Genomic DNA, 14,112 nt, shown 5'->3' with positions numbered 1-14,112 from the left:
GTGCAGATGAGCAAGTACGCGCAGCGCAAGCCGCACCAGCTCTCCGGCGGCCAGCAGCAGCGCGTCGCGCTCGCCCGCTCGCTGGTCAAGCGCCCGAAGCTGCTGCTGCTCGACGAGCCGATGTCCGCGCTCGACAAGAAGATCCGCCAGAAGACCCAGCTCGAACTCGTGAACATCATCGAGAAGGTCGACGTGACCTGCGTGATGGTCACGCACGACCAGGAAGAGGCGATGACGATGGCCAGCCGCCTCGCGGTGATGAGCGAGGGCAAGATCGTGCAGATCGGCGCGCCGGGCGAGGTGTACGAGTTCCCGAACAGCCGCTTCTCGGCGGAATTCATCGGCTCGACCAACCTGTTCGAGGGTCGCGTCGTCGAGGACGAGCCCGATCACATCTTCGTCGAAAGCGACGATCTCGAAGCGCGGATGTATGTGAGCCACGGCGTCACGGGCCCGCTCGGAATGCCGGTCGGCATCTCGGTGCGCCCGGAACGCGTGCACGTGTCGCGCGAAAAGCCGGGCTCGAAGCACAACTGGGCGCGCGGCATCGTGACCGACATCGCGTACATGGGCAGCTACTCGCTGTATCACGTGCGTTTGCCGAGCGGCAAGACGGTCGTGTCGAACCTGTCGAGCTCGCACCTGATGCACGACAGCGCGCCGGCATGGAACGACGACGTGTTCGTGTCGTGGTCGCCGGCCAGCGGCGTCGTGCTGACGCAGTGAGGACGACATGATGAGAAACCCTGCTTCCACGCCGTCCGCGCCGGTGTCGTCCGGCACCGCGAGCACCGGCACCGGCCGGTCGCGCCCGGGCCGCTTCGCCGCGCTGTCGCGCTTCCTGCCGTCGGGCCGCAGCGTCGCGATCGGCGTGCCGTTCCTGTGGCTCGCGGTGTTCTTCGCGCTGCCGTTCGTGCTGGTGCTGAAGATCAGCTTCGCCGACCAGGTGATGGGCATCCCGCCGTACACGTCGCTCGTCGAGTTCAAGGACGGCGTCGTGCACTTCGCGCTGCAACTGTCGCACTACGCGTTCCTGCTGCAGGACGACCTGTACATCGCGACCTACCTCAGTTCGCTGAAGATGGCCGCCGTGTCGACGGTGCTGTGCTTGCTGATCGGGTACCCGATGGCGTACTACATCGCGCGCGCCGAACCGAACCGTCGCAACGTGCTGATGATGGCCGTGATGCTGCCGTTCTGGACGTCGTTCCTGATCCGCGTGTACGCATGGATCGGCATCCTGAAGGACGACGGCCTGCTGAACCACACGCTGATCGCGCTCGGCATCATCCACACGCCGCTGCGGCTGTATCACAGCGATGCGGGCGTCTACATCGGGATGGTCTATTCGTACCTGCCGTTCATGGTGATGCCGCTGTACGCGCACCTCGTGAAGATGGACCTCACGCTGCTCGAGGCCGCGTACGACCTCGGCGCGAAGCCGTGGGTCGCGTTCACACGGATCACGCTGCCGCTGTCGAAGAACGGGATCATCGCCGGCAGCCTGCTGGTGTTCATCCCCGCGGTGGGCGAGTACGTGATTCCGGAGCTGCTCGGCGGCGCGGACACGCTGATGATCGGCCGCGTGATGTGGGATGAATTCTTCAACAACATGGACTGGCCGATGGCGTCCGCGGTGACGGTCGCGATGGTGATGCTGCTGCTGGTGCCGATGGCGCTGTTCCAGTACTACCAGGTCAAGGAACTGGAGGACGCGAAATGATCAAGCCTAGCAAACCGCTGTCGACGGGCGTTCTCGCCTTCGGCTTCCTGTTCCTGTACATCCCGATCATCAGCCTGGTCGTGTATTCGTTCAACGAGTCGAAGCTGGTGACGGTGTGGTCGGGCTTCTCGCTGAAGTGGTACGCGGCGCTTCTGGAAGACGACGAGTTGCTGACGGCTGCATGGCTGTCGCTGAAGATCGGCCTGCTGACGGCCACCGCGTCGGTCGTGATCGGCACGTGGGCGGGCTTCGTGCTCGCGCGTTTCGGCCGCTTCAAGGGCTTCACGCTGTACACGGGGATGATCAACGCGCCGCTGGTGATTCCGGAAGTGATCCAGGGCATCTCGCTGCTGTTGCTGTTCGTGGCGCTGGAGCAGATGTTCGGCTGGCCGAAGGGTCGCGGGATGCTGACGATCTGGATCGGCCACGTGATGCTGTGCGTGTCGTACGTGGCGATCATCGTGCAGTCGCGCGTGAAGGAGATGAACAAGTCGCTGGAGGAGGCCGCGCTCGACCTGGGCGCGACGCCGCTGAAGGTGTTCTTCGTGGTGACGCTGCCGCTGATCTCGCAGGCGCTGCTGTCGGGGTGGCTGCTGTCGTTCACGCTGTCGATCGACGACCTGGTGCTGTCGGCGTTTCTTTCCGGGCCGGGGTCGACGACGCTGCCGCTGGTGGTGTTCTCGCGCGTGCGGCTGGGGCTGAACCCGGAGATGAACGCGCTGGCGACGCTGTTCATCACGGCGGTGACGATCGGCGTGATCGTCGTGAACCGGATGATGATCGCGCGCGAGCGGCGCCGCATGGCCGACATGAAGGCGGCGTTCGCGGTGGCGTGACCCTCCCCTTTCCTTTCCATCGATAACAAGACCCGCGCGCCGCGCCATGCGGCGCGCAAACCGATCGCACTTTGACACGCGCACGACAAGGAGAATCCGCAATGAAGAAGAAACTGATCTGCCTGCTGGTGGCCGGCGCGTTGCCGGGCATCGCGCTGGCCGGCTCGACATCCGCCGAGATCAAGGCGCTGCAGGCGCAGGTCGCGGCGCTGCAGAAGCAAATGAAGGCAATGCAGGCGCAGCTCGCCACGAAGCCGGGCGCCGCCGCGGTCGCGACGTCCGGCACGGCCGCCGGCGGCAAGGCCGTCGCGGTGGCCGTCGATCCGGGTTCGCCGGATTACGGCCGTGCGCAGGCCACGCTGACCAACGACGAAGTCGGCGAGATGAAGCAGCAGATCGCGAACCAGCAGCTGAAGGTCGACTCGCTGACGGACGCGGCCAACACGGGCCCGCTCGCCGGCCTGTCGGTGACGGGCTACATCGATCCGACCTACATCTACAACCGCGCGGCCGGCACGTCGTCGTTCCTGTTCGCGAACCACGAGAACGCGTACAACTACTTCAACAGCACGTTCGGCGATCTCTACCTCGACATCAAGAAGACCTTCGGTGTCGGCCCGATGGCGCCGTCGGCCGAGATCACGCTGATGCCGAACCGCGGCAACGGCATCACGCTGCTGCAGAACTCGCGCGGCTCGATCACCGACAACCTGCTGAACACTGCGGTCATCAACGTGCCGATCACCGCCGAAACGACGCTGGTCGCCGGCCTGATCCCGAGCTTCGGCGGCTACGAGGTGCAGCAGTCGAACCAGATGCTCACGCTCACGCACAACCTGCTGTACGATTTCTCGGATCCGGGCAGCTACGTCGGCGTCGGCGCGAACTACACGAAGGGCGCCTGGGCGTGGAAGTTCTTCATCGGCAACGAGCAGTACCGCACGTACGGTTCGGTCACGCAGACGGGCACCAATGCGCTCGGCGACCCGATCACCACCAGCAACAGGGTGCCGACCTTCACCGCACGCGCGGACTACACGTGGTCGAGCGCGCTTGACCTCGGCGGGTCGTTCAACATCGGGCGGCAGACGCTGGCGAGCGCGATCGATTCGAACGGCGTCGTCCACTACGGCCCGGGCGGCGCGGCGCCGAGCGGCTACGGTTCGTTCTTCTTCGGCGAACTCGACGCAACCTACACGCTCGCCGATATTCAGTACAACGCCGAAGTCGACTACGGCCGGCAGCAGCACGCGGCGTTCAACGGCGGGCTCGCGCAGTGGTACGGCCTGTCGCTGCTCGCGCACCGCAAGTTCAACGCGCCGGTGGTCGGCCGCATGGGCGTGACGCTGCGCTACGACCTGCTCGCCAACTCGAAGAACGGCGGCGGCGGCGGCGGCATCGCGCTGAACGGCAACGGGATGGATCCGAACAACGGCTTCGGCGTCGACGCGGACTGCCTCGCGATGTCGAAGGCCGGCGGCGGGTTGGGCTTCGAGTGCAAGGGGGCCGTGCGCCAGGACGTCGCGCTCGACCTGCTGTTCTATCCGACCCAGCAGATCACCGTGAAGGTCGAATACCGGCACGACTGGGCGAACAACAAGGTGTTCCTGCGCAACGACGGTTCGTACGGCAAGTCCAACGACCTGCTCGCGACGCAGTTCATCTATTCGTTCTGATGCCGGCCGCGCGGGACGCCGTGCCGCGCGCACGGCGTCCCGCGCCGTTTTCAGGGGCGGCTGCCGGCAGGTCGCATGCCGTTGCAGCCTTTTCAAGGGAGTCGGTTTCATGACGCAGTCTTTCACCCGCCGCGCCGATGCGCTCGCGCGCGACTCGTACTACGAAGCGACGGCCGCGCGGCCCGTGGCCGACGATCCGGTGCTCGACGATGCGATCGACGTCGACGTCTGCGTGATCGGCGCCGGCTTCGCGGGCCTGTCGACGGCGCTCGACTGCCGCGCGCGCGGGCTGTCCGTGGCCGTGATCGATGCGCACCGGCCCGGCTGGGGCGCGTCGGGCCGCAACGGCGGCCAGGCGATCACCGGCTTCGCGAAGGACGAAGTGATCGAGCAACAGCTCGGCGCCGACGGCGCGCGCGCCGCGTGGTCGCTGTCGCTCGACGGCGTCGCGCTGATCGCCGAGCGGATCGCGCGCTACGGGATCGACTGCGACTTCACGCGCGGCTACCTGACGGTCGCGACGAAGCCGCGCCGCATCGACGACCTGCGCGCGTGGATGGACGCCGCGACGTCGCGCTGGGGCCATCCGTCGCTCGCGTGGCTCGACACCGGCGAGATCCGCGCGCGCATCGCATCGACGCGCTATCTGGCCGGCGTGCACGATCCGCTGTCGGGCCACCTGCACCCGCTCAAGTACTGCCTCGGCCTCGCCGAGGCCGCGCGCCGCGAAGGCGTCGCGCTGTACGCGCACACGCCCGCGCTCGACGTCGTGCGCGGCGCGCGGCCCGTGGTACGCACGCCGTCTGGCGAGGTGCGCTGCCGCTTCGTCGTATCGTGCTGCAACGCGGGCCCCGGCGGCGTGCTGCCCGCCGCGACCGCCGCGCGCATCGCGCCGATCGCGTCGACCATCATCGCGACCGAGCCGCTCGGCCAGGCACGCGCCGACGCACTGATCGCGCAGCGCGAAGCCGTGTGCGACAACAACTTCTTCCTCGACTACTTCCGGCTGTCGGCCGATCACCGGATGCTGTTCGGCGGCCGCGCGAATTCGGCCGGCGCGTCGCCCGCCACGCTCGCCGAAACGATCCGGCAGCGCATGACCGGCGTGTTCCCGCAACTCGGCGACGTGCGCGTCGACCACGCGTGGGGCGGCTTCGTCGACGTCACGCGCAACCGCGCGCCGGACTTCGGCGCGATCGATCCGAACTTCTTCTACGTCCAGGGCTTCAGCGGGCACGGCGTCGCGCTCACCGGCATCGCCGGGCGCGCGATCGCCGGCGCGATCGCGGGCGACACGCGGACGTTCGACCTGTTCGCGCGCGTGCGTCACCGGCGCTTTCCCGGCGGCGACGCATGGCGGCAACCCGCGCTCGAACTCGGGATGCTGTACCACCGCGTGCGCGAGCTGTTCTGAGCCCTACTTTCTACGCTTTCCTGACCATGCAGACATTCGCCAACCAGCCGCACGTCGCGTCGTACTACGCGGCGACCGCCAACGATACGACCCGCCACGCGCCGCTCGCCGGCACGATCGACGCCGACGTGTGCGTGATCGGCGCGGGCCTCACGGGCCTGTCCGCCGCGCTCAACCTCGCCGAGCGCGGCCATTCGGTGACCGTGCTCGAAGCGTCGCGGGTCGGATGGGCGGCGAGCGGCCGCAACGGCGGCCAGCTGATCGGCGGCTTTGCGTGCGGCATCGACACGTTCGGGCAGTTCATGCCGGAAGGCGACGTGAAACGTATTTGGGACATGGGGCTCGAAACGCTGTCGCTCGTGAAGTCGCGGATCGCGCAGCACGACATCGACTGTGCGCTGGTGCCCGGCTACCTGACCGCCGCGAACACCGAGCGCGACGCCGACGCGCTGAAGCGCTGGCGCGACGAGGCCGCGAAACGCTTCGGCTACGACCGCTTCCACTTCGTCGAAGCCGACGCGCTCGGCGACTACGTGCAGTCCGAGCGCTATTGCGGCGGCCTGTACGACCCGGACAGCGGCCACCTCCATCCGCTCAACTACACGCTCGGCCTCGCCCGCGCGGCGACCGATGCGGGCGTACGCATCCACGAGGACAGTTGCGTGACGCGCGTGCGCGACGTCGCGGGCGGCCACGTCGTCGAGACGGGCGGCGGCAACGTGCGTGCGCGCTTCGTCGTGCTCGCGTGCAATACCTACGTCGGCACGCTCGCGCCCGCGCTGTCGAAGAAGATCATGCCGGTCGGCACCTACGTGATCGCGACCGAGCCGCTCGGCGAAGCACGCGCCGCCGCGCTGATGCCCGCGCGCGCGGCGATCTGCGACAGCCGCTTCGTGCTCGACTATTTCCGGCCGGCGCCCGACACGCGGCTCGTGTGGGGCGGCAAGGTCAGCTATTCGACGCGGCAGCCGCGCGATCTCGCCGCGGCGATGCGCGCGGACATGCTGAAGACGTTCCCGCAGCTCGCGGACGTGAAGGTCGACTACGCATGGGGCGGCTTCGTCGACATCACGATGAACCGCGCGCCGCACTTCGGCCGCGTCGCGCCGACGATGTACTTCGCGCAGGGGTTTTCCGGGCACGGCGTGAACACGACCGCGCTCGCGGGCAAGCTGATCGCCGAGGCGATCGACGGACAGGCGAGCCGCTTCGACCTGTTCGGCAGGATCCGGCATCGCGACTTCCCGGGCGGCGCGACACTGCGCACGCCGGCGCTGGTGCTCGCGATGGGCTGGTACCGGCTGCTCGACGCGTTCGGCGTGCACTGAACGGCGTACGCGCCGCGCACATGCAAAACGGCCGCGCGTCTGCGCGGCCGTACGATTGCGTCACATCGATGCGGTAGCGCGCACCGTTCAGTCGGTGCCGTACTTCGGCGAATGCGGACCGTACAGCAAGCCGGTCGGGGGCCCGGCCGACAGCAGACGGCCGCTCGTGAACGCGGCGACGTCGTGGCTCTGGTCCATCAGCGAATTCGCGACCTGCTTGACCGCGGCCATCACGAGCATGCCGATCAGGCTGCCGCCACCGTTGTTGCCGCCTTCATCGCTGCTCGCGCTGGCGTGGCCTTGCCACAGCACGTCGCCGGTGCGCAGGTCGACCAGCTTGGTCGACGCCGACACGACCGTCGCGCTCGCGAGGATCCGGTACACGGTGCCGTACTGCGAAACCTTCGTGTACAGCGCGGCGTCCGCACCGAATATCTCGCGCAGCTTCGCGGGCGGCGTCTCCTGGATCTCGGCCGCGTTGGTCAGGCCGTTCTGCTTGAAGGTCTCGTCCATCACCGCAACCGGCACGACGTAATAGCCGGATTCCGCGAGCGGCAGCGTCATCTGCGACAGCATCCCGTAGGTCGCGGCGACGTCGGACGTCTCGTTGACCGGCGGCAGCACGAGGATCGAGCGCGGCTGGCTCTTCTTGAACGCCGCGTAGTCGGGGCGTTGCACCGGCTGCGCGCACGCGCTCAGCAGCGCGGCGAGCGACAGCACGGACATCAGCTTGAATGAGAGGGTCTTGAACATGGCTGGCGCGTCACTGTTTGGCGGAGGTCGGATCGGCATTCTTCTGGCCGGCGATCGTCTGGCCGGCGCCCTTCTGCGCGGCGGCCTTCGGATCGGCGGCTTTCGGCGCGCCGGTTTTCTTCTTCAGCAGGAAATCCATGTAGGTCGCGGATTCCGGAAACAGCTGCTTCTCGGCCTGCAGTTCCTGTTCGGCCTGCTGCTCGTTGCCGACGCTCGCGTACAGCATCCCCAGATGCGCATGGAAGCCCGGCGGCGGCGTGTGCCCCTTCCCGCGGATGTCCTGCAACGCCTTTTCGAGCGCGTCGATCTGCTCCTGCGGCGACTTCTGCCCCTTGAAGTACTCGTACACCTGCGGCTGATAGCCCGTCCACTGATAGAGCGGCGGCGTGGAGCTCGCGCAGCCGGCGAGCAGCAATGCGGCAGCCGTCGCCGGCAGCCAGTTACCCCGTTTCATGGTCTTTTCTCTTTTGACGTTTTGATGTCGTGGTGATTCGATCGCCTGCCGCGCCGGCCCCGGCGCGCGCGGCGCTTACGGCGCGGTCTTAAGCGCGCCGGCGTCGACCTGCTCGGCGAGATGGTTCACGGCCTCCTGGATCGCAAGGTCGAGCACCTTGCCATTCAGCGTCGAGTCGTAGCCAGCCGTGCCGCCGAAGCCGATCACCTCGCGGTTCGACAGGCTGAACTCGCCCGCGCCCTGGCTCGATGCGATGACTTCCGACGTCGTCGTGTCGACGATGTTCAGGTTGACCTTCGCGTACGCGACCTGCGTCTTGCCGCGGCCAAGAATGCCGAACAGCTGGTGGTCGCCGACGTCCTTGCGGCCGAACTCGGTCACGTCGCCGGTCACCACGTAGTTCGCGCCCTTCACGGCCTGCGCCTTCTTCATGAAACCGGCTTCCTGCCTGATCTCGTCGAGGTTCTCGCGGTCGAGCACGTTGAAGCGCCGGCTCTGCTGCAGGCGCGTGACGAGGATCGTCTTCGCCTGTCCGCCGAGGCGGTCGATGCCGTCCGAGAAGATGCCGCGCATGTAGCTCGAGCGGTTGTCGAACTTGCCGACCGCGATCGCGACGGGCTTGCCCGCGTACGGTTTCTGCGCGCTGCTGACGGCCGGCACGTCGAGCGTGCGCGACGACTCGGTCGCGCAGCCGGACAGCACGGCGACGACGGCGGCCGCCACGAGAACAGTGCGTCGTGTGTAGTTATTCACTGCTGGGTCTCCTTGCGTGGGAAAAATGCCCGGAACGGGCGCGCCGGCTCGTGGACGAGACAGCACTCGGAACAGGTGTGGCGCGAACGGACCGGCGTGCGCGTCAATCCGCGACGCGACGGGCGGCGTTCAGCGCCGCACCGGCGAAAAACGGATTGCGAAGGGAATGCGCTCGCAACGGAGACGTTGCGGCGAAAAGCGGAAAGGCGGCGGAACACGCGAGAATCGCGCTGGCGCCCGTTACCCCGTTATTCTGAAGATTGCGCTGTTGGTCGCGCATGATCGGCCCCGTTCATGATTTTGCGCGATCATACCAAACGTATTTATTGAGACGAATACTCTTTCAGATAATTGACGAATTTTCATATTGTTTGCACCGCATATCGCTCGAACCCGGGCGGGACAAGCCCGACAGGCTGTCTGACGGCGATCGGTCATTCGCGGGGGGGCCATCGCGGACGGATTATCGGCAATTCACGCATGCCGGTTAATGCCAAATAAGACGTCGACGCGGAATCGCAATATGTCGAAAACAATCGTTGCGGAAAAACAGAAAGCCTGATGGCGATCGACACCGACAAACCTGCGCGCCGCCCCGACCGCCGGCACGACGGCGCGCGGCCGGCGACGCGCCGCCGCTAGTCGGCCAGCTTCTGCCGCATCGTCACGAATTCCTCGGCCGCGGTCGGATGGATGCCGATCGTGTCGTCGAACTGCGCCTTCGTCGCGCCCGCGCGAATCGCGATCGCGATGCCCTGGATGATCTCGCCCGCGTCGCGGCCGACCATGTGCGCGCCGACCACGCGCTGGCTGTCGCGCGCGACGACGAGCTTCATCATCGTGCGCTCGTCGCGGCCCGACAGCGTGTGGCGCAACGCCTTGAACGACGTGCGGTAGATGTCGACGTCGCCGTGCGCGCCACGCGCATCGGCCTCGGTGAGGCCGACCGTCGCGACCTCGGGCTGGCTGAACACGGCCGACGGCACGTATTCGTGATCGGCCGCGACGCGCGACCCGCCGAACAGCGTGCGTGCCAGCAGCCCGCCGTCGCGCGTCGCCACCGGCGTGAGCTGCGGCCGCGACGTGACGTCGCCGATCGCATGGATCGAAGCAACCGACGTCGCCGAATACGCATCGACGGCGATCGCGCCGTGTGCGTCGAGCATGACGCCCACCTGTTCGAGCCCGAGCCCATCGACATTCGGCACGCGGCCGGTCGCATAGAGCACCGCGTCGTACGGCCCGTGCCACGCATCGCCGACATGCACGCCCAGCGTGCCGTCGTCCGCACGCTCGATCGACCCGACCACCGAGCGCGCATGGATCGCGACGCCCTGCTTCGTCATCTCGTCGGTCAGGAACTGGCGCACGTCGTCGTCGAAGCCGCGCAGGATCTTCTCGCCGCGATAGAACAGGTCGACGTGGCTGCCGAAGCCGTTGAAGATGCCCGCGAACTCGACCGCGATATAGCCGCCGCCGACCACCGCGATGCGTTTGGGCAGCGTCGCGAGCGACAGCGCCTCGCGCGACGTGATCGCATGCTCGATGCCGGGCCGCGGCGGCAGCGACGGGCGCGAGCCGGTCGCGATCGCGATGTGGCGCGCGCGGATCGTGCGTGCGCCGATCGCGACCGTGTGCGCATCGACGAGCGTCGCGCGCCCCGCGTGCATGTCGACGCCCGATTGCCGCAGCAGGTTGATGTAGATGTCGCTCAGCCGGTTGATCTCGCGATCCTTCGCGGCGATCAGCGCGGGCCAGTCGAGCGTGCCGGCGCCGAAGCTCCAGCCGAAGCCCTTCGCGTCCTCGACTTCGTGCGGGTAGTGCGATGCGTAGACGAGCAGCTTCTTCGGGATGCAGCCGCGCAGCACGCAGGTGCCGCCGATCTGCTCTTCTTCCGCTATGCCGACGCGTGCGCCGTATGACGCCGACATCCGCGCGAGCCTCACGCCGCCCGAGCCGGCCCCGATGACGAACAGGTCGTAGTCGAAATCCATCGCATTCCCTCATCGCAGTTCGGATGAAGGCACGATAGCAAGATTCCGGCATTCGTGCGGCGCCCGGCGCGACGAGGCGCGCGCCCAATAAAAAACGGCGAGAGACGTTGCCTCTCGCCGGTCAAACCAGCTGGCGGGTGTGCCATGCGTCACCGATCGACCGCATGCCCGGCCTGCCGGCCGCGCGGCACCGGTCCGCCCGGGCGCGCGAAGGGCGCGCCCGCGGCCGGACCAGCCGCCATGCTCATGCCTGCGACGTGTCGCTGCCGTCCGTCGCCTGCGTATCGTCTGCCGCCTGTTCGGGCTTCTCTTCCTTCTTCTCGAGCAAGCCTTCGATCGCTTCCGCGCCCTTGAAACCGGCGACGGCCGCGGCCGCCTTGGTCAGCAGGCCCGCATCCGGATCCAGCTTTTCCGCGCCTTCGACAGCTGCGACCGCACCAGCGATTTCACCCACGGTGTTCAGGATACCCATCGTCATCCCCTTTCAAGAAAATCGTGAGCGCATCGTCCCACGAAAAAAACCGGCGGACCGCCATTGTCATCACCGGATACACAAGTTACGCACCAAGCCGGCCGCGCTCGCCGAGCGCCACCGGAACGACGCACGCGCGAGCCTGGCGGCACGCAACGGGCGATGCACGCAGCGTAGCGGAAAGCCTTCGCGCGTACTGTAAAAGTATGTTCCGTAATGCCGACGGATCCCTTACGGCGCGGGACTTCCGCAATGGAGCGATTGCCGAATAGTCGTGCGCGCGTATGAAGGCCGCGTGACGAAAAAAAAGAGGCTCCGCCGGGAGCCTCTTCGATGCGCGCCGGGCGAATGCCGGCGCGTGCGTTCCGACGTTCGTCAGAAGATATTGCGCAGGCCGATCGCGATGCCCGTCTGGTTGCTGCGACCCGGCAGCTCGACGTTCGCCGCGCCGTTCGTCTTGTTGAAGTCGACGGTGCCGTAGACTTCGGTGCGCTTGCTCAACGCATACTCGGCAATGCCGACGACCGCGTAGCGGTTGCCGCTCGCGAGCGTGCCGTTCGCGGTCATCGCATTGCGCATGTGGTCGTAGTAGAACGCGCCCGTCAGCGTCAGCGGCGCGCTGACCTGCCAGCTCACGCCCGCGAACGGACCGTCGTCGATCCGGCCCGTGCCCTTCGCGACCGGAATCGTCTGCTGCGCGAGCAGGCTGTCGACGAAGCCCGTGTCGTCCTTCGAGCGCAGGTAGCCCGCGTAGATCTTCGCCTTGCTGAACGCATACACGACGTTCGCGTGGTAGATCGTCTGCTTGCGCGCCGAGTTGTCGCTGTTCTGCTGCGCGCCGGCCGCGATGCTGAGCGGGCCCATCACGTACGACAGCGACACGCCCCATGCATTGCCCTTGCCGAGCGAACCCGGAATCTGGCCCGAGAAGCCGCCGGTGCCGGTCGATTCGTAGTTGGTGCCGGTCGAGTACATCGCCTTCGCGGTCAGGCCGTCGAACTTGCCCGTGTACTTGATCTGGTTGTCCGCATACAGGCCGCCGCCGAGTGCGACCGGCAGCCATGCGTTCTCGAGGTAGTTGCCGACCGTCAGCGGATCGTAGGTGTCCGACAGCAGGTCGAACAGCGGCGTCTTCTGGCGGCCGAGGGTCACCGTGCCGTACGGGCTCTGCAGGCCGACGTACGCCGCGCGGTTGAACAGGCGGCCGCTGTCGGCGAATGCGCCGTTCTGCAGGTTCACGCCGCTCTCGAGGTTGAACACGGCCTTCAGGCCGCCGCCGAGGTCTTCCGTGCCGTAGATCCCGAAGCGGCTGTTGGTGATCGCGCCGTTGGTCATCGACAGCAGGCCGTCGTTCTTGGCGTTCGCGTTGGTCAGGTAACGGATGCTGGCGTCGGCGACGCCCCAGAGCGTGACCGAGCTTTGTGCCGCCGCGTACTGGCTGGCGAATGCGAGCGCGGCGCCCCCTGCGATGGCTGCGAGTCGGGTGGTCTGCTTCATGAGCTTTCCTATTTGTAGGTGTCTCCGTTCATGGCCGGCCGCGTGCGCAGCCGGGTGGCGATCGCGCACGTTCTTGGCGCGCGCGATGTGGCCTGAATCATATGACGACTGCAATCGCTGAAAGAAATTGAAATGCGCGGCAATCGCGCGATTGTCGCCCGGGAACAACGTTTCCCGCGCCGGGCCTGCCTCGCGCGCCGACGGAGCGGATCGCGGCGGCGGCGCCATGCGTGCGCGGTGCTGTAAGGATCGGTGCGGGCGCGGCGCGGGTAACAGCCGTGCGCCGGCAGGCGGGCCGGCACGATCGATACCAGCGGAGCGGGCCGCGAACGCGGACAGCGGGTGCGGCCGGTGCAATCCGCCCGCGCCCCGGGGGCGCCGTGGGATCCGCGAATCGGGAACGCGGCAACGACGGCTGCCGCGTCGGGCGCCCGGTCAGGCGGTTTCCGTTTCCGTTTGCGCGGCCCCGCCGTCGCCACCGCCGCCATTCCCCGCGCGACGCCACGCTCGCCGCACGATCTCCGTGAATGCGCCGACGAGCAGCAGTACGGCGCCCCACAGCGCGACATCCGGCACGAGCCGCGTGACGAGGCCGCCGGCCACCGCGCCGGCCAGGAAGCAGAAGCTGATCGTCGCGAGCAGCGCCGAGTCGTGCAGCGCGAGCACGTCGTAGCGCGGGATCAGCCCGACGAACAGCTTCTGCGCGGCGCGCCGCAGGTTGCCGGTCGTCATCACCGACGTGTACGACAGTTCCTCGAGATGGGTGAACGACAGCGTCTGCAGCGTCGCGACGAACGAGATGCCCGGAATCAGCCACGCGCTCGACGCGCCGACGAGACCGCTCGCGGCGACGCCGAGAAACGCGATCTCGACGATCAGGCTCGTGAACGCCGTGTGCCGCATCCAGCCGCGCTGCGCGGCGAGGCCGAGCAGGTGCGCGACGAACACCGCGATCACGAAGCCGACGAGCGGCGGCACGTGATGCAGCGCGGCGGCCCATTCGCCGGCCGACAGGTTGATGCCGAGCAGCGCGACGTTGCCGGTCATCGTGTTCGCGAACACATGGCCGTGGCCGACGTACGTGTACGCGTCGAGGTAGCCGCCGGACAGCGTCAGCAACGCGGCGACAGTGAGATTGCGGCTGGCGCCGTCGAGATCCATCGATCCTCCCGTGAAGATTCGCGCCAGTATGGCGCACGGAAGGCTACTTGG

Annotated in this window: 14 protein-coding genes; 6 read left to right on the top strand and 8 right to left on the bottom strand. The window is 67.4% G+C overall.

Features of this window, described 5'->3' with window-relative positions; genetic code table 11:
* From BFF94_RS24470 to BFF94_RS24445, 6 genes are all read left to right on the top strand, one after another.
* A partial coding sequence (locus tag BFF94_RS24470) for an ABC transporter ATP-binding protein (protein ID WP_219139957.1) occupies positions 1 to 726 on the top strand: 726 nt, incomplete at its 5' end.
* 10 nt (positions 727 to 736) lie between these two features.
* The gene (locus BFF94_RS24465; RefSeq protein WP_219139956.1) at positions 737 to 1,723 is read left to right on the top strand and encodes an ABC transporter permease subunit; all 987 of its coding nucleotides are present in this window, start codon (positions 737 to 739) and stop codon (positions 1,721 to 1,723) included.
* Positions 1,720 to 2,559 (top strand): ABC transporter permease subunit, encoded by an 840-nt coding sequence (locus BFF94_RS24460; RefSeq protein ID WP_128843516.1) that lies wholly within the window; start codon positions 1,720 to 1,722, stop codon positions 2,557 to 2,559. Before BFF94_RS24465 ends, BFF94_RS24460 begins: the two co-directional genes overlap by 4 nt.
* A 101-nt stretch (positions 2,560 to 2,660) precedes the next feature.
* Positions 2,661 to 4,235 (top strand): DUF3138 family protein, encoded by a 1,575-nt coding sequence (locus BFF94_RS24455; protein WP_128843517.1) that lies wholly within the window; start codon positions 2,661 to 2,663, stop codon positions 4,233 to 4,235.
* Positions 4,236 to 4,344: 109 nt separating this feature from the next.
* On the top strand, positions 4,345 to 5,649 hold the full coding sequence (locus BFF94_RS24450) for an NAD(P)/FAD-dependent oxidoreductase (RefSeq protein ID WP_219139955.1): 1,305 nt from the start codon (positions 4,345 to 4,347) through the stop codon (positions 5,647 to 5,649).
* A gap of 26 nt (positions 5,650 to 5,675) precedes the next feature.
* On the top strand, positions 5,676 to 6,977 hold the full coding sequence (locus BFF94_RS24445; RefSeq protein WP_128843519.1) for an NAD(P)/FAD-dependent oxidoreductase: 1,302 nt from the start codon (positions 5,676 to 5,678) through the stop codon (positions 6,975 to 6,977).
* 87 nt (positions 6,978 to 7,064) lie between these two features.
* On the opposite strand, the gene BFF94_RS24440 is transcribed toward BFF94_RS24445, so the two are convergent.
* The 8 genes from BFF94_RS24440 to BFF94_RS24405 form a co-directional block, all read right to left on the bottom strand.
* The gene (locus BFF94_RS24440) at positions 7,065 to 7,730 is read right to left on the bottom strand and encodes a DUF799 domain-containing protein (RefSeq protein WP_128843520.1); all 666 of its coding nucleotides are present in this window, start codon (positions 7,728 to 7,730) and stop codon (positions 7,065 to 7,067) included.
* A gap of 10 nt (positions 7,731 to 7,740) precedes the next feature.
* Positions 7,741 to 8,184 (bottom strand): DUF4810 domain-containing protein, encoded by a 444-nt coding sequence (locus BFF94_RS24435; RefSeq protein WP_128843521.1) that lies wholly within the window; start codon positions 8,182 to 8,184, stop codon positions 7,741 to 7,743.
* Between the two features lie 75 nt (positions 8,185 to 8,259).
* Entirely contained in the window at positions 8,260 to 8,937 is a 678-nt protein-coding gene (locus BFF94_RS24430) for a CsgG/HfaB family protein (protein WP_128843522.1), read from the bottom strand.
* Positions 8,938 to 9,040: 103 nt separating this feature from the next.
* The gene (locus BFF94_RS24425; RefSeq protein WP_158061960.1) at positions 9,041 to 9,217 is read right to left on the bottom strand and encodes a hypothetical protein; all 177 of its coding nucleotides are present in this window, start codon (positions 9,215 to 9,217) and stop codon (positions 9,041 to 9,043) included.
* Between the two features lie 358 nt (positions 9,218 to 9,575).
* Positions 9,576 to 10,931 carry a glutathione-disulfide reductase gene (gene gor / locus BFF94_RS24420; protein WP_128843523.1) on the bottom strand — a complete coding sequence of 452 codons (1,356 nt, stop codon included), beginning with the start codon at positions 10,929 to 10,931 and terminating at the stop codon, positions 9,576 to 9,578.
* Positions 10,932 to 11,175: 244 nt separating this feature from the next.
* Complete coding sequence (locus BFF94_RS24415; RefSeq protein ID WP_128843234.1) at positions 11,176 to 11,403, bottom strand: hypothetical protein; 228 nt, start codon at positions 11,401 to 11,403, stop codon at positions 11,176 to 11,178.
* A 375-nt stretch (positions 11,404 to 11,778) separates the two neighbouring features.
* Positions 11,779 to 12,900 (bottom strand): porin, encoded by a 1,122-nt coding sequence (locus BFF94_RS24410; RefSeq protein ID WP_128843233.1) that lies wholly within the window; start codon positions 12,898 to 12,900, stop codon positions 11,779 to 11,781.
* A 435-nt stretch (positions 12,901 to 13,335) separates the two neighbouring features.
* Entirely contained in the window at positions 13,336 to 14,061 is a 726-nt protein-coding gene (locus BFF94_RS24405; protein ID WP_128843232.1) for a YoaK family protein, read from the bottom strand.
* Positions 14,062 to 14,112: the final 51 nt, after the last annotated feature.

This window comes from Burkholderia catarinensis (assembly GCF_001883705.2).
In the GTDB taxonomy this organism is placed as follows: Bacteria; Pseudomonadota; Gammaproteobacteria; order Burkholderiales; family Burkholderiaceae; genus Burkholderia; species Burkholderia catarinensis.
The sequence above is the reverse complement of the archived record's forward strand: the minus strand, read 5'-3'. Positions and strand labels throughout refer to the sequence as shown.

Coding starts and splice junctions, on each gene's coding strand:
- BFF94_RS24425 (WP_158061960.1), bottom strand. CDS start 9,217: ATGCGCGACCAACAGCGCAATCTTCAGAATAACGGGGTAACGGGCGCC.
- BFF94_RS24415 (WP_128843234.1), bottom strand. CDS start 11,403: ATGGGTATCCTGAACACCGTGGGTGAAATCGCTGGTGCGGTCGCAGCT.
- BFF94_RS24410 (WP_128843233.1), bottom strand. CDS start 12,900: ATGAAGCAGACCACCCGACTCGCAGCCATCGCAGGGGGCGCCGCGCTC.
- BFF94_RS24465 (WP_219139956.1), top strand. CDS start 737: ATGAGAAACCCTGCTTCCACGCCGTCCGCGCCGGTGTCGTCCGGCACC.
- BFF94_RS24435 (WP_128843521.1), bottom strand. CDS start 8,184: ATGAAACGGGGTAACTGGCTGCCGGCGACGGCTGCCGCATTGCTGCTC.
- BFF94_RS24440 (WP_128843520.1), bottom strand. CDS start 7,730: ATGTTCAAGACCCTCTCATTCAAGCTGATGTCCGTGCTGTCGCTCGCC.
- BFF94_RS24445 (WP_128843519.1), top strand. CDS start 5,676: ATGCAGACATTCGCCAACCAGCCGCACGTCGCGTCGTACTACGCGGCG.
- BFF94_RS24460 (WP_128843516.1), top strand. CDS start 1,720: ATGATCAAGCCTAGCAAACCGCTGTCGACGGGCGTTCTCGCCTTCGGC.
- BFF94_RS24450 (WP_219139955.1), top strand. CDS start 4,345: ATGACGCAGTCTTTCACCCGCCGCGCCGATGCGCTCGCGCGCGACTCG.
- gor (WP_128843523.1), bottom strand. CDS start 10,931: ATGGATTTCGACTACGACCTGTTCGTCATCGGGGCCGGCTCGGGCGGC.
- BFF94_RS24405 (WP_128843232.1), bottom strand. CDS start 14,061: ATGGATCTCGACGGCGCCAGCCGCAATCTCACTGTCGCCGCGTTGCTG.
- BFF94_RS24455 (WP_128843517.1), top strand. CDS start 2,661: ATGAAGAAGAAACTGATCTGCCTGCTGGTGGCCGGCGCGTTGCCGGGC.